The sequence below is a fragment of the Leptospiraceae bacterium genome (assembly GCA_016708435.1).
Lineage (GTDB): Bacteria > Spirochaetota > Leptospiria > Leptospirales > Leptospiraceae > UBA2033.
The window spans coordinates 176712-200450 of record JADJFV010000033.1 but is presented as its reverse complement, the minus strand read 5'-3'; the positions used below and the strand labels follow the sequence as shown (position 1 = coordinate 200450).

The 23739-nt window shown below is 36.5% G+C and carries 21 protein-coding genes; 11 read left to right on the top strand and 10 right to left on the bottom strand.

All coding sequences use genetic code 11. The annotated features are described in order from the left end of the window. Positions 1-3: 3 nt before the first annotated feature. Complete coding sequence (locus IPH52_21685; protein MBK7057612.1) at positions 4-639, bottom strand: TetR/AcrR family transcriptional regulator; 636 nt, start codon at positions 637-639, stop codon at positions 4-6. Positions 640-879: 240 nt separating this feature from the next. On the opposite strand from IPH52_21685, the gene IPH52_21680 reads away from it, so the two are divergent. Beyond that, positions 880-2052, top strand: coding sequence for a hypothetical protein (locus IPH52_21680; GenBank protein MBK7057611.1), 1173 nt, complete (start codon positions 880-882; stop codon positions 2050-2052). Here IPH52_21680 and IPH52_21675 read toward each other — a convergent pair whose 3' ends face one another. Beyond that, on the bottom strand, positions 2053-2436 hold the full coding sequence (locus IPH52_21675) for a hypothetical protein (GenBank protein MBK7057610.1): 384 nt from the start codon (positions 2434-2436) through the stop codon (positions 2053-2055). A 181-nt stretch (positions 2437-2617) separates the two neighbouring features. Here IPH52_21675 and IPH52_21670 point away from each other — a divergent pair, with 181 nt between their 5' ends. Beyond that, entirely contained in the window at positions 2618-3526 is a 909-nt protein-coding gene (locus IPH52_21670) for an SH3 domain-containing protein (protein ID MBK7057609.1), read from the top strand. Positions 3527-3535: 9 nt separating this feature from the next. Here IPH52_21670 and IPH52_21665 read toward each other — a convergent pair whose 3' ends face one another. After that, positions 3536-4903 (bottom strand): HAMP domain-containing histidine kinase, encoded by a 1368-nt coding sequence (locus IPH52_21665; GenBank protein ID MBK7057608.1) that lies wholly within the window; start codon positions 4901-4903, stop codon positions 3536-3538. A gap of 192 nt (positions 4904-5095) precedes the next feature. Beyond that, positions 5096-5398 (bottom strand): hypothetical protein, encoded by a 303-nt coding sequence (locus tag IPH52_21660; protein MBK7057607.1) that lies wholly within the window; start codon positions 5396-5398, stop codon positions 5096-5098. 750 nt (positions 5399-6148) lie between these two features. Between IPH52_21660 and IPH52_21655 the strand changes: the two genes are divergently transcribed. The 7 genes from IPH52_21655 to IPH52_21625 all read left to right on the top strand — a co-directional run bounded on the left by IPH52_21655 (position 6149) and on the right by IPH52_21625 (position 18279). Then, entirely contained in the window at positions 6149-8629 is a 2481-nt protein-coding gene (locus IPH52_21655) for a site-specific DNA-methyltransferase (protein ID MBK7057606.1), read from the top strand. Then, entirely contained in the window at positions 8626-9630 is a 1005-nt protein-coding gene (locus tag IPH52_21650; GenBank protein MBK7057605.1) for a virulence RhuM family protein, read from the top strand. The genes IPH52_21655 and IPH52_21650 overlap by 4 nt, the downstream gene beginning before the upstream one ends. 5 nt (positions 9631-9635) lie before the next feature. After that, the gene (locus tag IPH52_21645; protein MBK7057604.1) at positions 9636-12770 is read left to right on the top strand and encodes a DEAD/DEAH box helicase family protein; all 3135 of its coding nucleotides are present in this window, start codon (positions 9636-9638) and stop codon (positions 12768-12770) included. Between the two features lie 121 nt (positions 12771-12891). Then, complete coding sequence (locus IPH52_21640; protein MBK7057603.1) at positions 12892-14124, top strand: putative DNA binding domain-containing protein; 1233 nt, start codon at positions 12892-12894, stop codon at positions 14122-14124. 187 nt (positions 14125-14311) lie between these two features. Continuing rightward, positions 14312-15427 carry an SPFH domain-containing protein gene (locus IPH52_21635; GenBank protein MBK7057602.1) on the top strand — a complete coding sequence of 372 codons (1116 nt, stop codon included), beginning with the start codon at positions 14312-14314 and terminating at the stop codon, positions 15425-15427. An 18-nt stretch (positions 15428-15445) separates the two neighbouring features. Next, entirely contained in the window at positions 15446-16579 is a 1134-nt protein-coding gene (locus IPH52_21630; protein ID MBK7057601.1) for a hypothetical protein, read from the top strand. 251 nt (positions 16580-16830) lie between these two features. Next, entirely contained in the window at positions 16831-18279 is a 1449-nt protein-coding gene (locus IPH52_21625; protein ID MBK7057600.1) for an EAL domain-containing response regulator, read from the top strand. Positions 18280-18288: 9 nt separating this feature from the next. Here IPH52_21625 and IPH52_21620 read toward each other — a convergent pair whose 3' ends face one another. The 3 genes from IPH52_21620 to IPH52_21610 are packed head-to-tail and all read right to left on the bottom strand — an operon-like array spanning position 18289 to position 19586. Beyond that, positions 18289-18579 carry a hypothetical protein gene (locus tag IPH52_21620; GenBank protein MBK7057599.1) on the bottom strand — a complete coding sequence of 97 codons (291 nt, stop codon included), beginning with the start codon at positions 18577-18579 and terminating at the stop codon, positions 18289-18291. 18 nt (positions 18580-18597) lie between these two features. After that, on the bottom strand, positions 18598-19188 hold the full coding sequence (locus IPH52_21615; GenBank protein MBK7057598.1) for an HAD family hydrolase: 591 nt from the start codon (positions 19186-19188) through the stop codon (positions 18598-18600). Further along, the gene (locus tag IPH52_21610; protein MBK7057597.1) at positions 19185-19586 is read right to left on the bottom strand and encodes a DUF4399 domain-containing protein; all 402 of its coding nucleotides are present in this window, start codon (positions 19584-19586) and stop codon (positions 19185-19187) included. Before IPH52_21610 ends, IPH52_21615 begins: the two co-directional genes overlap by 4 nt. Before the next feature lie 232 nt (positions 19587-19818). Here IPH52_21610 and IPH52_21605 point away from each other — a divergent pair, with 232 nt between their 5' ends. Continuing rightward, a complete protein-coding gene (locus tag IPH52_21605; GenBank protein ID MBK7057596.1) occupies positions 19819-21003 on the top strand; it encodes a hypothetical protein in 1185 nt (394 codons plus the stop codon). Here the strand turns inward: IPH52_21605 and IPH52_21600 are convergent. Together IPH52_21600 and IPH52_21595 are read right to left on the bottom strand one after the other, a co-directional pair. Then, positions 21000-21890: a hypothetical protein gene (locus IPH52_21600; protein ID MBK7057595.1), complete on the bottom strand. Its 891-nt coding sequence runs from the start codon at positions 21888-21890 to the stop codon at positions 21000-21002. The two genes, IPH52_21605 and IPH52_21600, sit on opposite strands and share 4 nt — an antisense overlap. Then, positions 21891-22337, bottom strand: a complete 447-nt coding sequence (locus IPH52_21595) for a MarR family transcriptional regulator (protein MBK7057594.1) — start codon at positions 22335-22337, stop codon at positions 21891-21893. A 137-nt stretch (positions 22338-22474) separates the two neighbouring features. Here IPH52_21595 and IPH52_21590 point away from each other — a divergent pair, with 137 nt between their 5' ends. After that, the gene (locus IPH52_21590) at positions 22475-22915 is read left to right on the top strand and encodes a hypothetical protein (protein MBK7057593.1); all 441 of its coding nucleotides are present in this window, start codon (positions 22475-22477) and stop codon (positions 22913-22915) included. A gap of 34 nt (positions 22916-22949) precedes the next feature. Here IPH52_21590 and IPH52_21585 read toward each other — a convergent pair whose 3' ends face one another. After that, positions 22950-23723 (bottom strand): FecR domain-containing protein, encoded by a 774-nt coding sequence (locus IPH52_21585; GenBank protein MBK7057592.1) that lies wholly within the window; start codon positions 23721-23723, stop codon positions 22950-22952. Between the last annotated feature and the right edge of the window lie 16 nt (positions 23724-23739).

Sequence of the window (23739 nt, the reverse complement as noted above, 5' to 3'; positions counted from 1 at the left end):
AAATTACTTTTTGATCTTGTTATTTTTAGGGGTAGGTTTATGGAATTCTGGTGCGTTTTGATCTATAATTCCAAAGAATAGAACAGAATCTATTTCTTGTATCATTTCAGCAACAGTGAAACCCATTTCGAGGAGTGTTTCTGGATTCATTAATTCGTTTACTACTGCAAGGTGCATTCGGATAAAAATATCTGTCTTCATATTTTTTTTGACAATTCCGCGTTTTATTCCATCTTTAAGAAAATTGCCCATTCGAATTGGAATGTCCTTGTTTCGAATCTCAATCATTTCTGACCAAATATTCGGTGCGTTAGTCTTTATATCTTGCATGAAGTGAATACTTTCTCGTGGACTTTCCTTACTGATGTATTCAATCATTTTTCTAAATCGTTGCATAAAATCAAGCGTAGAGTCACTGAGAATACCATCAATCGCGACGCGCCTACATTGAGATCTGTTGAGAATCACTTCTCGAAGAAGCTCTTCTTTGTTGGAAAAATATGTATACATTGTCTTGCGACTCATCACAAGGGAGCGACAAATCTCATCCATTGTGACTCTAGAGTAACCGTAGGCGAGGAATAACTCACAAGCCTTATCTATAATTCGCATTTTAGTTTTACTGTTTTCTTTTCCCATTCTCATTTTCCAATTTGATAATTCATCGTTAAGAGAGTTTCATTTCTTGCAAGTGCAAAACATCATTCATTCGAATAAATATTTCAGAATAGCTCTTGTATTCATTAAAGTAATTGGTATTTATAATTGGAAAAGGAAAGTGGTTTAATTAATTTCTTTTTCGAATAAACTTTTAAGACTGAGACAAAGGAGAATTATTCTCGCACTGTCTTTTAATAAAAATAAAGGAAGCACTTCTGCATGAGAATAATCATCACAACCCTATTTCTAATAACGTTCGCTTTGCAAGGACAAGCGGGAAATTCAGTAGAGTCAGGAAAAAAAGAATCCTCTTCCATTCAGACAGAAACAAAAACAGAAGACTCAAATCCTAAAATCGTGAAGTCCGACAAACCAGCAGAAACCAAACATGATTTTACAATCACACAATACTATGCAAACGATATTAATTTCAGAGGACTAAGCATCTACGGAGAAAAGCTAAGTCACAGAAATCAAGATAGCTATAAGTCCTTTGCCGAATCTTGGTTTCTAAGCACGAATGTAATCTTTCATCTTCCTCTGCCGGGTTTAAAATTTCTTCTCACATCCAATAATCCATTGGAAAATAGATCGAACAAAGATGCAGATTTAAGATTTCAAACAACACCGGGCGGTGATGAGCAAGTAAACAAATTCAATAGAGCAATTCAATCTGGAGTTTTGGACTTTGATCCGAACGCATTAAAACCACATAGAGAGCAGAATGGTATGCGCGATGTATTCTTTGGTCAATTGTATTATGACTGGGAAACAAAGGCGGGAGGATTTAGAACTGGAATGTTTTTTCTGAATAATCAGAATTATCCGTCGAAGTTTACATTTGGAGAATGGGTGATTGGTTATAGATCTTCCGTTTTGAAATTCTTAAATCCGGAGATAACAGCCTATTACCGTTTTAGCTCAGAGGCAAACGGACTTAGCAACGGAAACATTCATACAAGAGCGATTCTTAAACACGAATTCTTTAAAGAGGAGTTTTTTCGTGTTATCCCCATACTAGAAGCAGGCTATCAAACACCGAACAATTCCATCGACAAACGAAATGGAATTAGTGATATAACGGCTCGTCTTCAATTTTTCTTCGGACATTTCTTAATTGGACTCAATGGAACTCATCGACCAAATCTTTACCTGTATGATAACGATAGAAATTATCCAAGGATAGGTGGGCATAATGATGTTAACCCCAATGATGGAAAGACTGTAGATCCTTCTAAGACTGCGGGCATTGCAAACAGATTGGTATTAGATACTATCCACCAATCTAACACACACGAAGCCGCAAAGCAATATGCCACTCGCAATTACCAGGAGCAACATATTGTAAAAAATATTTTTATCTTGCATATTGGTTATTCAGCAAAATTCTAATCAGAATTGGAAGAAGCTTGCTGGCTCCAATTTACATAGCTGACCTTTGGAGAGTAAGTTTAAGAGGTCAAAGTCTTTCAGATTACAATTTTTAAAATCAAAGGCAGTGATATTTCTTTCACAAGTATCTACATCTTTTTTAAAATAGGTAACCTTTTTGCGCTCTCCTTCGGTTAAAGTATAAGTCTTAGAAAAATTCTTTTCTACAAAGGCAAATACTTCCACATTGTTTTTAGATGTTCCACCACTTATACTACATTTTAAAATTGTGATTAGATACAATCTTTGTCTAGCAGTGTATTCATCTATGTATTTGGTTCTATCTGTAGCATAACAGTGATTAAGCGTAATTATAAGTAATATTATCAATACTTTATATAGCATATTAAGTATTAGACAGAAATTTGAATGAGGTTTGAAGCTATCCAACAAAAAAACCCAATGCTAAAAATGCTAGTTTCAATGCGTTTACGCAACCCCAGATCACTTTCTTCATTTTTTGTAACCAACTCAAACGATATTTTCTATTGTAAAATAGTAAGGAAGTAATATAATAGTTTTTCAAATGAAGATTAAAATACAAAACTATGCTATGATATGGATAATCCTGATTATCCTTTTAGAAATTGGAAACTGTAAGCAGAAAATCAATAAATATGGGAACACTGATTTTCATCCCCAATTAAATCCTGCCTCCCGTCAAACGACTAAAATCGTAATGGCAGATGGTGGGCTTAATGCAAGGGATGTGCCTTCTCTGGAAGGAAAGGTTGCTTTTCTAATTCCAAAGTATTCTATGATCGAGCCAACAGAAGAAGTGGGCGAAGAAATAGAAATAAACGATAAAAAAGGCAAATGGGCAAAAGTTCAATTTGGAGATAAAACAGGTTATGTGTTTGGCGGATACTTGATCAATGCAATCATTGAAGGCTCCGAGAAAAACAATGAAGGGAGTTATTATTTTATATTTTATTCAACTCCCGCTCAAGGCAATACAGAATTAACAGATTGTATGAACAATTATATGCAAGCAGGCTGCCTCGTCGTCGTTTATAAAGCAAGCAATGACCAACCTGTAAATGCATTTACCGATACAGTTGTAAATGGATGGATAGACAAAGACCACTTAGCCACTAGTTGGAGTATCGGAGATGCAGGCTATGGTGGAAGCGGAATCAAATCTATCAATATTCTCACTAAGGATATAATCGATATTTACCGCAGAGATGAACAAATGAAAATGGGAGAAGGAGATGGAATAGAAGAATCAGATAGACTCTGTTTAAAGAGTTACTGCTTTGATTTAAAGAAAAACCCAGACGCAATTGCTCAAATTAAATCCACCAAAGGTTTAAAATTCTATGAAGTGGGGCAATACCAAGCAGCTAATAACGAATACGCAACCGAAATTCAACTCGGTCAAAACGATACGATTGTATTCTTTCCGGGCAAGAATGTGGTTATGAGGAAATGAAATAAAAAATCACTCCATTTTAGACAGGGGCAGTAAGAGGCTAATGCTTGTTCCCCTGTTCTCAATGCTGTCGATTGTGACGGCACCGCCAAGGGAAATCATGATTTTATGAATGATATACATTCCGAGTCCGGTAGAGACTTCGTTGTGTAAGCCTCTGCGCTTGGCTTGGGTAAATTTCTGAAATAAAAATCTATGTAGTTTCTTAGGAATGCCTATTCCAGAATCTTTAATGGTAATATCAATATAATCTTTTGCAAATACATTGATTTGAATTTCTCCTTTTTCGGGACTAAACTTAATAGCGTTAGTAAGTGCATTTTCAATGGCTCGTGTTAAACGAAGGCGATTTGTCCTAATTCGTAGTCCCGTGGGGCAAGATAGGATTATCCGCACTTGCTTTTCCTCTAACATAGTCTGAAAGCTAACAGAAATTTCCGAAAGAATTTCTTCTATTGGTAAAGATTCGATTTCGATTGTAACCCCTTTTTGTTCAAAGGAATAGGCGTCTCTAATGTCTTCAATTACCCGGATTCCATTAGACGCAGATTTAAAAATTAAACCTAGAAATTTGGGAATTTCTTGCGGAATGGTTTTATTTTTCTCAAGAATCGGATTTAAAATAGATTCAATTCCTAAAATAGAAGAAAGCGGATTACGCAAATCATGCGCGATGATCTGCGTGGTTAATTTCTGTTCTTCTAATAATTCTGTAAGCTGAGCATTCAAATTTTTTGTTCTAAGAGTTTGTGCTGTGACACGCTTTTTCATTTTCTCGTTTTGCAAATAGAAATACAAAAGAAAGCAAATAGAGCAAACATAACTATTCCAAAGCGCAAATGCTGTTTCATATATGATTTGCTTTTGGGTATGAATATTGGGCGTTAGCCACGAAAAAAGATAAGGAGAACTTAAAATCACTAAAGCAAAATTAAAAATTATAGATAGGATAATGTATTTGATCTGACTCAAGCGAAACAACAAAAATGGTAAAAATGCGGCTAATAGTTGATATACTACAATGGCAGGTAAATCTTTTTCTTTTTGAACGATTACAAAGACAGAGAGATTGATAATGATTATATGTAGGATTTTGGTTAATCCAATGTAGCCCAAACGATTTAAACCGAGGATCATTAAGTTTAACAACCCAAAAGAGAATAAAAACTCTATTTCGGTAGTGCAAAACAAAATCAACTGCATTGTCGTAAAAATTACAATCCCCAAAAGGAATGTAATGGAAATTAAATTTGTAATTCGGATTCGAATTTGATCTTCTTGACTCGCTTTCTTTGAACCAAGATTCAATAGAAAAAACAATAATTGAAACAAACCCCTAGTTTTAAACGTTTTTCGTAATGGGAAAAATACTTTCATCTTCACCTCATACGTTTATTTAGACGGGCTGATTTGGAAAGTAAAATTATTTAATTATAACTCAAGTCAGAAGGATATATCTATTTTGATCGAATTTTTTTTTAGACAGGATTAACAAGATTTACAGGATTCAGCGGCTCGAATACTATTCGGGCTTTGATTAAAGTATGACAGCATTCAAAGAAATTTCTTTCAGTTTACATAGCGTATTTTTATTAGGTTGGAGCTTATTTCTCTATCCATTTCTAATTCAATCATTCGAAAGGTTGATTCCGAGGAAGGCTTTGCCTTGCCTTCTAATATTCGGGTTAATTTTTCTTTACGAATATAGCCTGTTGGATTAAATATATTTTGAGCATAATAAAAATTAGCCTCACGATAATAAAGAAAGGAATTTAGCTTTAATATCTTTAATAGGCGTTTTTCGTCTCGACTCAGGTTCTTAGAGATAAATACGATTACCCGCTCAAATCCTTCTTGCTTTGCATACTCCATTATTGTAGAAGAATCGAGAGGATTTTAGTTTAAAAAAAAATAATACCCTTTTTTTTCAAAAAAAAAATCCATTTTTCTTTTTAAAAAATAAAAAGGGGTTTCTTATCCCTTCGTTCATCGCATTATAGTAATTAACCTTAGCTTTACTAAGATATTCCTCTATCGTAAGAGAAGGAACTTTACTTAAAAAAATGCACATTTTTCCATTTGTTTTTATTTCTGTTAGATTCATGATTTCTTAAAAAACGATACTATTGTCTGTAAAATATTTTTAGACTTTATACTTTTATCCGGATAAGGTTCCAATCCATCAGTGACAGTCTGAAATCCATCTATCGCTGTTTTAAGTGTTTCGTATACTTGATATTGTAACTAGCTAGGATTATGTCAATTAGATATATAAGCGATAATCAATTTACAATTCAAACTAATTGGGTGAAAGTAAAGTATACAAAGCCTTGTTCTTTATTCAGAGTGGAATCGTGTATTCTTCGTTTCCATTCATTTCCTAATCGAATGATAATCGAATGATAATCGAACGCTGATCGAAGGCAGACCGAAGGCTGGATGAATCTTGATCCAATGGTGTAAGTAGGAAACATATCAAAAAATGAAATGTATCCGCTCTAGCAAAATAAATCATTCTACCAGTATTTACTAGTTGCCAAAAAGTAAAATCTGCTAATTAGTGTTTCCATGTCTGCTAAAAAGAAACCGTCTACTAAACCTACAAAAAAGCCATCTTATGCAATGAATTTTCCCGAAGACACGGAGACTCTAGTCGATTCCTACGAGCACCGGATAATCGAAATGATTTCCCGACCCGAAGTGGGAGCACAGGCACAATTTCAAAACAAGAAAAAGCCCAAGAAGTATAGCTATGATCCATCTCTATCGCCTAACCTTGATTGGGCGGGGAAGGCAGAGCATCTCAGTTTTGAAGTTCCAACTCTTCCTCTCTTTGTGCATGAAAGACTTTCTACGGAGGCGATTATCAATACACTCACGGGGCATAGAAAGAGTGGAGTCGGAGAAATGGGAAGTCTATTTGCAGACCCGACTCGCAATTTTGCAGAGCAACTAAAAAGCTACGAGCACAACGACAAGTGGGCTAACAGAATGATCCTCGGTGATTCGCTCGTGGTGATGAACTCTCTCATCGAATACGAAGGCATGGCTGGGAAAGTGCAGACGATCTTTATGGATCCTCCCTATGGTGTGAAATACAATTCCAATTTCCAACCCTTCGTGCGCAAAAAGGATGTTAGCCACGGAGACGACGACTCCTTCTCCCGCGAACCCGAAATGGTGCAAGCCTACCGTGATACTTGGGAACTGGGTATTCATAGTTACCTCACCTACTTGCGTGACCGTTTCAAAATCGCCCGCGATCTTCTCACCGAAAGTGGTAGTATCTTCATCCAAATCTCCGACGAGAACGTACACCATGTGAGAGAGATTTTGGATGAGGTGTTTGGTGCGGAGAATTTTGTGAGTGAAATAATATTTAGGAAAACAGTCTCGCAAACAAGTTCTTTCCTACCTTGTATTAATGATTACATTTTATGGTATGGAAAAGAAAAAGGAAAGCTAAAGTATAACCCATTGTATATGGAAAGGTATCTTGATGACGAATCAAGTTCTAAATTTAAGTGGATTGAGTATAATGATAAAAACATACCATTTAATAAAGCAACAGAAGAAGAAATAAAGAAAGGTAAGATATTTGCTGCAGATGGTTTAGATTCTCAAACTGGTAGTAATAGTACTAGATTTGAAATTGAATATCTGGGTGTAAAAAATATTCCTAATGGTGCAAGAGGCTGGAGAACCTCAGAGGGTGGTATAGAAAAATTAAAAAGTCAAAATCGGTTAGGAGTCTTTGGAAATAAAATATTGTACAAAAGATTTTTTTCTGATTTTCCATTCACCGAGCTTAGAGGGTTGTGGTATGATACTATGAATAGCTTTGAAGAAAAGCAATATGTTGTGCAAACAAATATGTTGCCTATCCAACGCTGTATCTTAATGACCACTGACCCTGGCGATTTGGTCTTTGATCCAACTTGTGGTAGCGGCACAACGGCGTATGTCGCTGAGCAATGGGGTAGACGTTGGATTACCTGTGACGTTAGCCGCGTTCCATTGGCATTGGCTAGACAGAGAATTCTCACTGCAACTTTTCCTTGGTATGATTTGAAAGACCCGAATATGGGACCTTCCGGTGGATATATCTACAAACGTAAGCAGAATAAAAAAGGCGAAGAAGTGGGAGGGCTTGTTCCTCATATCACTTTGAAAAGTATCGCAAACGACATAGAGCCTGAGATGGAAATTCTAGTCGATCGCCCAGAGGAGAATACTCGCATTACCCGCGTCTCTGGTCCTTTTGTGGTCGAAGCTACCATTCCTCCCTCAGGGCTTGGAGAAGATGAAGCACCTGCGGATTATGTAGAAAATTTCTCGAATCATATTGACCGAATGGTAAATGTATTACAGAAGACCGCCAACTTACAATTAACCGGTGGAAGAAAAATTTCCCTTTCCAAAATGCAAAAACCCGCTCGTGCTAAAAGCATTCACGCAGAAGGAGAATCAGAAGGTAGACTTCTCGCCTTTCATATCGGTCCCGAAAATGGAGCCATCTCCGAGCGTATGGTGCAAGATGCTATCAAAGAAGCAAATCTCAAAAACTATTCTGAGATTGTTTTCATCGGTTTTGCTGTTCAGCCTAACGCGCGTATGCTCATAGAACAAGCTAAGGAAATGACTCTTCCCGCTTATTATGTGCAGGCTACTCCTGATTTTCTCATGTCCGATCTTTTGAAGAATATGAGAAGTTCACAGGTATTTAGTATTTGTGGTCTTCCCGAAGTTACAACGAAGAAATTAAAAGATGGAAAGTGGCAGGTAACGCTTGTTGGTCTCGACACCTTTGATCCTACTACTATGTTATCCGAACACTGGGACGGAAGAGATGTTCCTGCTTGGTTTTTAGATCAGGATTATAACGGTTCAGTCTTTCATGTGAACCAAGCATTTTTCCCAAGAACATCAGCCTGGGGAAAAATTGCCAAAGCACTAAAGACTGAGTATGACGAATCGGTTTGGGAACACTTAGCAGGAAATGTTTCTGCTCCTTTTGAAGCTGGTGAAAAGAAAAGAATTGCCGTCAAAGTGATTGACGAGCGCGGCAATGAGCTTATGATTGAGAAGGAGATTGACCTTTGAATCAATCTCAATTTCTGATTTATATTTCGGAATCAGGACTTACCAAAATTGATGTTCGATTAGAAGACGATACAGTCTGGCTTTCTCAAAAGATGATGGCGGAGTTGTATCAAAAAGATGTTAGAACAGTAAATGAACATATACAGAATATCTTAGAGGAAGAAGAATTGAGTGTAGAACGAACTATCCGGAATTTCCGGATAGTTCAACAAGAAGGAAAAAGGCAGGTAGAAAGAGATGTCGCATTTTATAATTTAGATATGATCCTTTCCGTTGGCTATCGAATCAAATCGAAAATAGCCACTCGGTTCAGGCAATGGGCAACCGAGAAATTAAAAGAATACATCATTAAAGGATTTGTCTTAGATGATGAAAGACTAAAAAATCCAGATCAACCTTTTGATTATTTCGAAGAACTGATTCGAAGAATTCAGGATATTCGAACATCTGAAAAACGTTTCTACCAAAAAATTACAGATATTTATGCAACCAGTGTGGATTATGATCCAACGCAAGAAATGAGTATTCTATTTTTCAAAACTGTTCAAAACAAAATGCATTGGGCAATCACAGGAAAAACAGCAGCCGAAATTATTCACGAAAGGGCAGATAGCTCACAACCGAATATGGGTCTCACCAATTGGCGAGGCGAAAAAGTCAGAAAGCAAGATGTTGGTATTGCTAAAAATTATTTGAACGAAAATGAACTTCTTGCGCTTAATAATTTAGTGGAACAGTATTTGGTATTTGCCGAAGGTCAGGCGATGAGAAGAATTCCCATGTATATGCAAGACTGGATTACTAAACTCAATGGATTTCTTTCTCTTAATGATCGAGAAATTTTAGATCATGCTGGAAAAATTTCTCATGAACTTGCGGTCGAGCATTCAGAAAAAGAATACAACTTGTTTCATCAAAAAAGAATGCAGGAAAGTAATAAGAAGGAATCTGATTTTGATAAAGCAATTCAAAATATTCCTACAAAAAAGAAAGGTAAATAATCTCTATGTCAAATATAGTATCAGAGCCAATTCTAAATTCTCCTTTTGAAGAGCCCAAACTCCATTGGTATATTGATCCAAGTAAACCACCCGAAAAAAAAGAAGGCAGGCGAGAATCAATTATTTTTCCACCGGAAAGAGATGGGTCTATGGTTTGGGAGCCTGTCCCCGGAATATTAGAAATATCTAATGTATATCCCAGAGCGTATAGCCTTAGTCTAGTCCAAAAAATTAGAACTGAAATCCAAAAGTGGAGAGAAAGTAATTACGAAGGGGCAACGAATATTACTCGTCAGTTATTACAACACTGGACTCACGCTGAAAGAAGTAAAAAATTATTTTATGCGCAAGTAGAAGCTGTTGAAACGATTATTTTTCTAAGAGAAGCAAGAAAAGATTTTTTAGCTGGAATTTCAATTCCAAAAGATTTCACTCCTCCTAAAGATACGAATAACCAAGAGTATACTCCGCAAGCCTTTTTACGGTATGCATCAAAAATGGCAACAGGAACTGGAAAATCTACTGTTATGGGAATGCTCATTGCTTGGAATTTACTCAATCGAGCTGTTGATAAAAAGAATCCCAATTATACGGACACTGTTCTAATCGTAGTGCCTAACGTAACGATTCGAGAAAGACTAAATGAATTAAAGCCTGAATCGGGAGAGGCAAGTCTGTATCGATCTAGGGATTTAGTTCCTCCTGATTTATTTCCTTTGTTAAACCAAGGAAAAGTAGTCATCGTAAACTGGCATGTATTCGAGCCGCAGAATATTCAGACTGACGGTGCGCGGGTAATCAAAGCAGGTGTTACAAGAAAATCCTACCAAAAAATTAAAATTGGAACAGAAGATAAATTAACTAGAGGGGTAAGAACTCTTAGCCTCTCTACTTTGGAAACCCAGATTTCTACTGGCACAATTCAACCCACTGGAAATAAAAAACTTAGAAAAGATGGAACCTTAGAATGGGTTGAAGTGGTTTACAACGAGTATACGGAATCAGATCTTGCTGTTGTAAAACGAATTCTAGGTAGAGAGTCTAGTTCTAGAAGTCCGGTTCTTGTTCTCAATGACGAAGCCCATCACGCCTATCGTATCCAAAAAGAAGAAATAGATGAGGAAGAGGAACTTGATTTTGAAGAAGAGAATGATGACGATATTCTGGTAGATGAAAGAGAATCTACTGTATGGATCGAAGGACTAGATCGAATTCACAAAATCAGAAAAATACAATTCTGTGTGGATTTGTCTGCTACACCTTATTTCATTGGTCGCGCCGGAAAGGATACAGGTAAACCATTTCCTTGGACTGTAAGTGACTTTCCTTTACAGGATGCTATTGAATCAGGGCTTGTAAAAATTCCACAACTTGCTTTAAGAGATTCTACAGGAAAAGATCAACCAGCTTATTTTAGACTTTGGGATCATGTGTTAAGCCAAATGACTCCAATTGAGCGCGGTGGGAAAAAAGCAAATCCTAAACCAGAGGCTGTGTTGAAGTATGCGCATAATGCACTCGCCATGATTATGGGTGAATATGAAAATACTAGATTGGAATGGTTAAAAAGAATAACCGATAATAGACCACCTGTATTAATTATCATTTGCAAAACTAAAAAAATAGCAGATATTTTGTATGATTGGATTGGAAAAGGAATTTCACCTAACAGCATTCCTCCTCATGCAATTCAATCTTTGAAAAACACTAGCGATCAAGAAAATACAATTCGAGTATATTCGGATGTAAATAAGGATTCCGATTCAGGAAATAAAAATTCTGAAAATTTATGGATGCGATACACTTTACAGACAGTAGGAAAAACCGACTGGCCTAAAGATTTACAAGGTAGAATTATCTATCCAGAAGGATTTGAAGAAGTTGCGGATAAGTTAGGTAAGCCTAAACATCCACCGGGACGAGATGTAAGGTGCATTGTGAGTGTGTCTATGCTAACAGAAGGCTGGGATTGTAATACCGTTACTCAGATTGTAGGGCTCCGACCTTTTCAGTCTCAACTACTCTGCGAACAAGTTGTGGGAAGAGGTCTTAGGCGCGCATACTATGAATTAAACGACAACGGTCTTTTTGATGAAGAAAATTCACAGATACTTGGCGTGCCTTTTGAAGTAATCCCTGTTCGAGGTGGAGGTGGAACAACTGTTAAGCCTACAACTAAGAACCGAGTGTTTGCTGTTCCCGATAAATCTCAATATGAAATCACTTATCCCCGCGTAGAAAAATATCTCACTAAAATTAAAACCATTGTAAGAGTAAATTGGGACAGTGTTCCAAGTATCACTTTAGACCCAACAAGAATTCCTGCCGAAGTAGAGTTAAAAGGATTATCCGTTGATACCAATGGAAAGTCTTCTTTTCACGGTCCCGGAACTTCACAAAGAATTGGGCTTGCTCATTTTCGAGAAAGAGTAAGCGTGCAACAATTGTCATGGGCTATGGCGTCTAACTTTACTATTCGATTGATTCAAGAAAATAAAGACCTTGTTTCTCATAAAATTTTCCCTCAGTTATTTTCAATCATCGCTGAATACATTACGAAGAAAGTAAAAGCTGTTGAACCAAATGATCAGAAGGATGTTTTTCTTCAGCCGTATTATGGAATGATGGAAGATGCAATCTTTCAATTCTTAGAATCTGCTAATGAAGAAGAAATGGAACTGCCTATGTATGAAAAACATAGACCCGATGGCTCGACTCGATTCTTAGATAAAGTGACTAAGAAAAATATTTACCCTGTAAATAAAAGTCATGCAAATGCGATGATTGCAGACACCGAGAGATTTGAACAATCTGCTGCTTATGTTTTAGATGGAAATAAAAACGTTATTAGCTTCATTAAAAATACTGGTCTTGGTTTTGGGATTTTATATCAGAAAAATGAAGAGCAACATGAATATGAACCTGATTTTATTGTGAAGATTCAAAAGACCGATGGCTCAATTTTAAACTTAATCTTAGAAACCAAGGGTTATGATTTCAACCAAGATGTAGAACTAAAAAAAGCTGCGGCGCTTCGGTGGGTAAAGGCTGTTAACCAAGAAGGCTCGAAAGGAAAGTGGGATTATTGCTTAGTAAAAGACATCGGAAGTATTAATACTGAAATAGATAAACGATTATGAATCTTACTCGTTAACATAAAGATGAATAGGGATTAGACAATTATACATGGAAAATAAGGGTTGTCTTCAAGATATAAAAATTACAAAAGAAATTTGTTCCATTTTAAAAGGATAGAGCAGTATGTTTAACACAACAGAAGAACTTATTGATAAAATTCGACTTGGAGAAGATTCATTTCTAGAATTAAAAGCAGTTTATATTTCAGGAAAAAAGATAACAGGACCTGACAGAAAAGATTTATCAGATGAAATCGGTGCATTTGGAAATACGAATGGAGGAGTAATACTGTTAGGCGTTGATGATAAGACAAAAGATATAGTTGGGATTTCGTTGGAATATATTGATTTAGTAGAAAGTTTTGTGAGAGAAATTTGTTATGATATTATTAAACCTCCGATGAATCCACTTATTGAAAAGAGAGAATTACAAGACTTATCCGGAAATAAAAAAATTGTAATTAAAATTGATATTGCTAAAAGTCTTTTTGTTCATAGATCTGCAAGTGGTTATTTTTACAGAGTAGGAAGCTCAAAAAGAGAAATGCCACCAGAATACTTAGCAAGACTTTTTCAACAAAGAAGTCAAGCAAGACTAATTCGTTTCGAAGAACAAGCAGTTCCACAAACTGCTATTGAAGACTTAGAAGAACGTCTTTGGAAAAGATTTATTCCAGAGGTTAAGGAGGATTATGCGACATGGCTACTGAAGAGAGGCTTGCTTACTCAGGATGAAAATCATTCTGTGCGCTGTAGTGTAGCTGGTCTACTTATGTGTTCGAATCATCCAGAAAAATATTTGGCTGGTTCATTTATTGAAGCTGTTTCGTATGCAGGATTTAGTTTGGATTCTAACTATCAAATTGATGCAAGAAAAATAACAGGCTCATTAGATACACAGATAGAAGATGCAATGCATTTCTTTAGAAAGAATAGATTGGTTTCTGCGAGAAAGAATCCAGATAGACAAGAGATTGTTTCGTTTAGCGAAAGAGCAATTTTTGAAGCGATTGTAAATGCTGTGGCTCATAGAGATTATTCCATTCATGGTTCTAAGATTCGCTTTTTTATGTTTGAAGATAGAGTTGAAATTTATTCTCCTGGTGATTTACCAAACACATTGACGTTAGACACAATTGAAATGAGACAATCGACTCGAAATGAATTGATTAGCAATTTACTTTCTGATTGTCCAGTGAAAGAAGATAATTCGATTTCAAGAAAGCATTACATGGAAAAAAGAGGAGAAGGAGTTCCGATTATTTTCAACGAAAGTTTGAAATTATCAAATACAAAACCAGTATATCAATGTCTGGACAATTCGGAGTTACTGCTTACTATATTTTCTAAAAAATGAGAACTATCCTTTTTCCCTAAAGCATTTTAACAACCTCGAATATCGTCATCTTGAGGTGTTATACCTCTTTCGATTCCTTACGATGTTGCGCCCTTTGTATCATAAACTTTTCATTTTTTTATTGATTAATTTTGTTCTTAAGTAACTATACTCTAATTGGATTCATTTTGATCTAAGGAGATAGAAGATGGGTATTTTTGATAAAATAATAGATAAAGCTAAAGGCGAGTTTATTGATGTCATAGAATATACGGATGATAGTCTTTCCGGGCTTGTTCATAGATTCGAGCGTCAGGGAAATGAGATAAAGAACGGTGCGCAATTAACAGTGCGTGAATCACAGACTGCGATTTTTGTAAATGAAGGCGAGATGGGAGATGTATTCAAGCCGGGACGCTATGAGCTTACTACCAAGAATATTCCGATTCTAACCACTCTCAAGAGTTGGAAGTATGGTCTTAACTCTCCTTTCAAAGCAGAAGTTTATTTTGTAAATACAAAACTCTTTACAGGTCTTACATGGGGAACTAAAAATCCTATCATGCTTCGTGACCCCGAGTTTCGTCAAGTGCAAGTGCGTGCATTCGGAACTTACACCATTCGTGTTGCTGATCCGATTAAACTAGTAAAAGAAGTTTCCGGAACATCCAGCAGCTTTGATATTGAAAACGTAGAAGATCAACTTCGTAGTCTTCTAATTAGCGAGTTTACAGATGCGTTAGCCGAAATGAACATTCCTGTTTTAGACGTTGCTCGTAATTACAAAGAGTTAGGCGCTAAGATTCAAGGATTTGTTAATGAAGAATTTGGAAAGCTCGGTCTTGAGATTACAAAGTTCATCATTGAAAATATTTCTCTACCGGCTAATCTACAAAAATTCCTCGACGATGATACCGGTGCCGCAATGGTTCGCGATGTAAACAAAGTCAACCAAATGAAAATGGGTGACGCGATGTTAAACGCATCTCAAAATGAAGGTTCTGGCGGAATGATGGGAATGGGAATGGGTGCTGGTATGGGTATGGGCATGGGTCAACAAATGGGCGGAATGATGAATAACCAACAGCAACAAAACACGAATCCTCCTCCAATTCCTGGTGGTGTAGCTTATTTCGTAGCGGTAAACGGACAACAGCAAGGACCTTTCAACATGGATCAACTCCGTGCTGCTATTGGAAATGGGCAGATAACACGCGATAGCCTCATCTGGAAAAATGGAATGGCTAGTTGGGTAAAAGCAAGTGAGAACCCAGAGACCTCTGGACTCTTTGGCTCTGTGCCTCCTCCTTTACCACCACAATAAACTTTTAAGGATAGACCTATGGAAGAAACAGCTACTGAAAAGAAAGAATTTCCCTGCTCTCAATGTGGAGCCAAACTTACCTTCAAACCTGGCACAGACAAAATTGTATGTGCCTATTGTGGACATGAACAAGTCGTTGTTATCCCCGCATCAAGTGGGGCTACTGATGGTTCTGCTACAGCAACTACTCAAGTAGTAGAGCATGACTTCAATGAAGCAGTGAAGAATGTTCGCTCGGTGAAAGCGAGTGATGTAGTAACGGGCGGGAAAGAAATTCAATGCAGTGGCTGTGGGGCTAATTCCATTATGACGGCACAGTCTGACCGATGTGCCTTCTGTGGTTCTCCGATGGTTGCCGAAGTAAAGGGACAAGATGCTATGTTTGTCCCTGAGAGTGTTCTTCCTTTTCACGTAGATAAGCCTCAGGCAAAACAAAAATACATCGACTGGATCAAAGGTCTTTGGTTTGCACCTAACGACCTAAGCAAACGTGCCAATGCGAGTGGAATGGATGGAATCTATCTTCCTTATTGGACATACGATGCAAATACATTTACTCGATATACTGGGCAACGGGGAGAATACTATTATGTAACCGAAAGTTACAAAGACAACCAAGGTCAAACCCAGACCAGAGAGGTTCGTCATACACGATGGTATCCTGTTTCTGGTTCCGTTAAGGTTGATTTTGACGATGTATTAGTTTGTGCGTCCAAGTCTTTACCTCATGAAATGATTGATGAATTAGAGCCTTGGGATTTACATGAGTTAAAACCTTATGATGCTCGTTATCTAAGTGGATTTGTCACGGAAAGATACAAAATCGGCTTGGAAGAAGGATTTTCAATTTCAAAACAAAAAATGGAAGACCCGATTCGTTCTCATATACGTGGTGACATTGGCGGCGATGATCAACAAGTTACCACCATGAATACAACCTACAGCGAAGTAAAATTTAAACATTTACTTTTACCGCTTTGGATTTCCAGCTATCGTTACAATGAAAAAATTTATCGTTTCATTATCAATGCGAGAACCGGAGAAGTAACGGGCGATAGACCATGGAGCTGGATTAAGATTACACTTGCTACTCTTGCTGGTCTCGCACTTGCTGGGGCTATTTACTATTATACGCAACTTGCAGGTAAATAATCATTTGCCAAGAGTAATAAAATAATGCAAAATCCTTCTAACATAGAGGAGAGGAAAAACCTGTTATTCTATGTGTAGATGATGAATCCCTGTTTTTAGAAAATATCACGATTCAATTAAAAGAAACGTTTGGGAGTGAATATGAAATTATTTCTTCCAAACGCTCTGACCTTGCCCTTGAAATTGTCGCAGATTGTAATCTCCGAGGAGTAGAGATACCGATCATAATCTGTGACCAGATAATGCCAATTATGCGCGGAGACGAATTATTTATCCGCATCCATGAAACAAATCCAGAAACAAGAAACTTTCTATTAGTAGACTTTGCCAATGCAATAGAGACTGTAAACACGCTGAACAAAGCAAATATCTATCGGGTTCTTTCCAAACCGATTGAACCTAAAGATTTAATTGAAATTGTGAATGCCGTGGTTAATTCTTTTTATGCGCGAAAAGCACTCACAGAGAAAAATGCCGCACTCGAAAAATCATTTTTTTATAACAGTGATACCAATCTTGCGAACTGGGAAAAATTACAGAAGCGATTTGAAGAATATTCCAGTCAAGGACTCACACTTACTCTTGCTGTCTTAAAAGTAGAAAATTACTCCTATTTCATTGAATACTTTGGAGCTAAGATATATAATAAAATCCTTTTGCAGTTAATACGGATTATCTCTTTACGCGTTCTAGATGGGGAAGAAATGTTTCACACCCAGCAAGATGAATTCTTAATTTTATCCACGAATCCAACTACCGAAAATTTTATTCATAAATTTTCTCTCTTTAGATTAATGCTTAAGTCGGAGAATATTATAGTAGAAGGACTTTCTTTTCAAATATCATTATTTATTTCTATTACAAACGGGAATAAAAATCTATACTCATCGGCTAAATCCGGTTTGCTACATCGACTCAACAATTCTAGTAATTCTTATTTTTCCGAGCATACAAACGAAATCGAATTTCATAAGCAAAATATTTTTTGGGGTCGTAAATTAAATACTGCGATTGAAAAGAAGCATATCATTCCGTATTTTCAGGGGATAATGGATAACAAGACGGGAAAGATTACTAAGTATGAATGTCTTGTGCGAATGAACGATGAAGGCTCTATAATCTTACCTGATCGTTTTCTCAATCTTGCAAGTGCAATGGGCTTGATGAAACTAATATCTATCATTGTAATGGACAAAGCATTTGAAAAATTTAAAAACTCCGACAAGCTGCTTTCGATTAACATCACTCAGTTTGATTTGGAATACAAAGACTTTGCACAACTTGTAGAAGCAAAACTGCAATACTATAATATATCTCCCTCTCGCCTAACGTTTGAAATCCTAGAAAATGTTTCTTTAGATATAAACAGCCAGAGCCTCAAGACTTTACAGAATCTAAAAGAGCTAGGTTGTAAGATTGCGATTGACGACTTCGGTGTGCATTACTCTAACTTGGCACGGCTAATAGAGATTCAACCCGACTATCTAAAAATTGATGGCTGGTTCATTAAGAATATTATTAAAAACCACAAAGCCTATTTAGTTACAAAGGCTATTATTGAATTGTCGCATAGCCTTAATGCAGAAGTAATTGCTGAGTTCGTCTCCGAAGAAAATATTCAAGCCAAAGTATTGGAAATGGGAGTCGAGCATTCGCAGGGTTATTTCATAGGAAAGCCCGACCCGGAGATATTGGGGTAAACGAAAACTTTAATCTATGATCGGATAACCGGCAGTATTCTTAAGAGTTGCGTCAAGTCTGTCTATGATCTCGCTCAACACTCCTTCGTCAGCAAGGTCACGGTTCAAAATCGATGCAAGGTATTCATTGAGTTCTCTGATTTCCTTGATTGTAAATTTTATATAATAAAATCCATCGCGATTCTTCTTAGTAGAAGTTATCTTCTTATGAACTGACTTATAAGGAACTGATGTGCTTTTTAGAACGTCTAGTTCATCTTCTGAAAAATCGATTGGATACATTTCTGTGTTTAAATCCATATTTGTATTCTCCTCATTCTAAATCTTTAAAACTTCATCCAATTGTTTGACGCAATGACTCGCATGATCTCGGAAAACAAATTCTCCTGTTGGATCTACGTAAATAGTATGCAAGCCAGCTCTATTTCCCGCTTCTAGATCGAAGATGTAATCACCGACCATAACTGCATCATTTGGAGAGGCTTTCCATTTGTCCAGTAAGATATGAATACCATCAGGACTTGGCTTAGGCTCTGCATGATCTCGACTCACAATATGAGAATCAGGAAAGTAATTCTTCAAATTAGCGGCACGCAAAGTTTCCAGTGTATTGATTAAAGTATTTCTAGTCAGTATTCCTAGATAACAGTTATTAGCCGCCAGTGTATCTAGAAGCTCCATAGTTCCAGCCGCGGCTCTACCGATAGAGGCTAATCTAAATTCGATTTCTTGTAATCGTTCATGGGCTAGCCTTGCGTCCTCTTCTGACATAAGACTAATCCCATGTAATATATCCAATTCCTCCGGCGTTCCTAATTCTCTTTTTATCGCAGGGAAATCATGAACGGCTACAGTCAATGTCCCGTCCATATCAAAAATCCAAAATTTCTTTTTTGAAATCAAATTCACGGAATAACCTTGATTCTAATTTTAGATGAAAGCTCAGGTCCGTATGAAACATGTGCACCATTTGCAAATTGGAGGGTAACATCATATTCTCCTGGCTCAAGTTCAATGGAAGCTTCCGTTTGCCCTTTGCCGTAGTGAAATGTTTTCTTTTCTATAAATGGAACAGCTTGACCGGAAGAGATTGGATCTCCGTCGATGATGATATGATGATGTCCTTTTCCAGGTAGCACTTCGCCTGCTGGTTGAATCTCCATTCCTTCTAATCCCATTTTAAAAACCACAGGACTTTTAACCTCTTCTCCATTTTGTGGGCTAACAAAGAATACGCGCCCGCTAGGTTTTTTCTCACAACTTACTAATCCAACGACTAATACTACCGCAATTAAAAATTTGAACATAAAATTCTCCTTTAGAAACATTCACAAAATACAAATTTCTTAGTTCTTGTAAATTTAACTTAAATTAAAAACAAGCCATCCTTTAAAGTAAAAATTTAATAAAAATGTCTAGAATTTATTTATAGTAAGGCGACATTGACCTAAGTATTTAGAAGAAAAATCAATATTTTAATTCGTCTAAATATAAGAAGAGGACTGCGCTTATGACTTTATCCTACTTGACACAAATACCATGAAATACCTTCCTACGATTCTAATCTTTGCCGCATTACTAACTGCTTGCAATAAGCCAAACCAGCCAGCCATAAAGGGTTTTATTGATTTAAATAAGCCTAGTATTAGTAGTTCAACAGATATAAGCGTTACAACACCTAATATCCCGACGGCAACACCAACTACGACAACAACGACACCCACCGCCACACCTACGACTGTGACAACAGATAGCTGCACGTCTACTGCTCCGACAAACCCGACAGGAATTTTACTCACAACTTCCACAACACCAAATAAAATTAGCTTAACTTGGACAAATCCTTCCAATTGTAAATTAAATGGCGTGTTAATTAAGCGCAAAATAGGTAGTGTACCCTCAGATATAAATGACGGCACTACTATATCGGCTAATAGCGATAATGCGAGCATGGATGACACATCCGTTTCTACTGCAACCCTCTACTACTACAAAGTTTTTTTATATAACGACGCCGTCCAATACTCGACTGGAACAATTGCCTCCGGCATGTTAGGGACAACGTCCATTATCCAGACAGTAGTATCCGACAACTCTATCGTAATTGATGGACTAGACAATGATACTGCTTGGAACTCAACTCCTAAAATCAGTTTTTCATTTCCAGTCGTTCCTACTTTTGCAGACTATACTGGCGGAGCAGATTTGAATGTAACCGGTTATATTCGATTTGCCTATGATGCCAATAATTTTTATATATTCATTCATTCGGATGATAAATTTCTAAGAGTAGATAGCACTGGTAATCCCTGGTTAAATGATGGGATTGAATTATTCTTTGATATGGGATTTAACCGGACAGTGACTACAGACGCAAATGATTTTCATATGATCGTTACGCCACTCACTGGAGCATCTTATGAAAATTACGGTAAAGGCGGTCCCGGCTGGCTAGCTTGGACACCGAGCGTTACCCGCTCTAACTATACTACAGGTTCTACCTTGAATAATGATGCAGATACAGATGCAGGCTGGAATATAGAAATGAAAATTCCTTTTACTGACTTAGGTATATCTGGAATAACCGCAGGTCAAGTAATTGGTTTTACTTTCTGGGTAAACGATGATGACTTAGTCGCAGGAACTGCAGCTCAGCATTGGTTTCGTTGGACAACTGGAACGCTTGGAACAAATCCAAGCACTTGGGGTATCTTACAATTTTAATCTTGTGAAAACAAATCAGGATTATCCGTCATTACCCCGTCTAATCCCATTGCTTTGAGTTCTATAATTTGATCTTTGTTATTGATAGTGAAGATATGGAGTGTAATATTCTGCTCCCTGACTGCGTTCATAAAATCATCCGTAATAGGAAGTAGATGCGGCATATCAGGAATAGCCAATACTTCCGGTGGATTTACAATCCCGCGTATTCCGAGTAGATAGGATAAATACCATTTACCGGAATGAATCAGCCCTGAGAAGACAGGAATTTTATGATTGGATAGTTTTCGTAGATTTTCATTTACTCCATCACGAACGGAACCTATATATACTCTTTCCTGCATTTGGTATTTGTTTATTAATCCAATTAAGATTTCTGCGGCTAATGGTTCTTTGACTTTTACTTCTATATAATACTTTGCTTTTGGTAGTTCTTTAAAAAATTCTTCTAATTCTAAAATAGAAATTCCTTTACTTCGATAGGGAAATGTAACTCCATCTTCTGTAAAAGTATATCCTGCATCTAAATTCTTTATCTCTTCATAATTTAACTCTGCCACTTTTCCTTTTCCATTCGTTGTTCTATCAACAGAAGAATCATGAATCACTACTAGATGAGAATCTTTAGTCAGATGAACATCCATTTCTAATAGATCAGCCAAATTTTTATGAAAGATTTCTCCACAGGCAAACAAGGTATTTTCGGGTAATACTCGTTTGCCACAACGGTGGGCTATTCTGAATTCTCCTCCTGTAAGTGAACTCTTTACGGGAAGAATTGGAATAGGAAGGGCTCGCAGATAAAAATAAGTAGGAATTCCAAAGACAAAAAAGATAATGAAGAAAAAGATGAATCTTCTCTTTTTATATTTTTCTTGAAAGGACATTTATTCTGCACCTTCTTTTTTTATATCGCCTAGAGAAATGCGTAATTGTTTTAATTGAATCAACAATATTTTCCTTTGATTAAGTGGGAAATCGATTAATAATTTTTCGAAATGCTTTAATAATTTATTTGGTAATGTATTTCTATATGAATTGCCTTTTTTTGTAAGAGTAATAACTTTTACTCGTTTGTCTTTATTCGATGCATTTATTTCAATGAGTTGGCTTTTTTCCATACGAGAAATCATCTTTGATGTCGAAGGAGCGTCCTGAAGAGTAAGTTCGATTATCTGCGCCTGGGAAAGAGCTTTCTTATTCCAGAGAGTTACTAGCACTTGCCATTGTTCAGGAGAAAGTTTATATTCTTTTAAACAGCGCATCAATTCTCTTCTAAAAATAATGGCGATCCTATTAATATTAAATCCAAGTTGTTCATCCAATATAATCATAAAGCCATATTCTGTTATATTCTTCCTTAAACAATTAATATATTTGTCTAGACAACTAATTAAGTTGACAGAACTCTATTTATGAAATAAAAAGTAAATACTTGTTCAGACAAGTAATATAAAAACAAGGAGAGAAAATGAAAATCTCTCAATTGCATAAACTAGGCGGGATATTGGCAATACTCATTATTCTATTCTTCCAAGTGCTAACTATAAGCTCAGAATTCTCCGGTGACTTCAATAGAATAATCACCGCGAAACAAATCATCGCTTGGTTAATACCCTTTTTGGTAATTACCTTGATAGGAACAGGCATTTCAGGAAGAAAGCTTGCTGGAAAATCAACCAACATTCTGATCATTAGAAAACAGTCCCGTATGAAATTCATTGCGGCTAATGGAATACTTATCTTATTGCCAAGCGCATACATCTTATTATACCTTTCAAAAATTCAGCCGGTAACAAATCTATTCTGGATATTACAAACACTTGAAATAAGCTCTGGGCTTATCAATTTGACATTGCTCATCTTAAATGCAAAAGATGGAATCGCAAGAAGACTCGAAAGAGCAAAATAAATTTTTGTAATCTCCAATAGCGATACGTTGGTAATTACTTCTTCATCAGATCTTTATTCTTTGCTCTTTGCTCCTGTAACTGTTTGTAGTTTGATTCTTTCATTGCATTTAAGGTGTCTAGGATTTTCATTTTTTCGCGAGCGTAATCACTTAGTATTTGGGCTTGTAAATTCTTTTGGGAGGTAACAAGCTCTTGCCCCGCTTCAATAGCAATTGTGTCAGGAGAATAATCTGTCTTTAAGTCAACAGCACCTTCTTTTACGTAAACCCCTGGCTCTAATTTTTCTTCTGTGGATAAATTGTCTTCGCCTTCTTGAATTAAAAATTGAGTTCCTCTTACTCCTGCCGTGATGGTGGGTGTGATAATTTTTAATTCTGATTTCTTATCCATTTTCTTTATTGTCTTAGCGAATATTGCTCCCTTATTCAAATTCAGTTCTACTTTTTGTGATCCAACTTCTTCAATTAATTCAGATAGCGATATTGTAGAATTCTTTGCAACACGGATAATAGAGTTTAGCCCCACTTGTAAATCAACAAACCCATTTTTTGTGATGATTTTATCTTTTTTATCGAAAACCTGTCCTTTAGCAATGGGAGTTTCCTTTCCTCCACCTCTCTGATAAACTGCCTCTCCTACTTTAGTCATAGCAACGACAAGCATATCGGCAGAGAAAATTTCCACAGTAAACCCAAAGCAGATAAAAAGAATAATACTCTTTAAAGTTTTTAATAAGAAATTAAATCCTATATTTGTTTTATTTGCTCTCATTTTTATACCACCTTTTAATAATCCAACTACTATCATTATTCAAACAGCATAA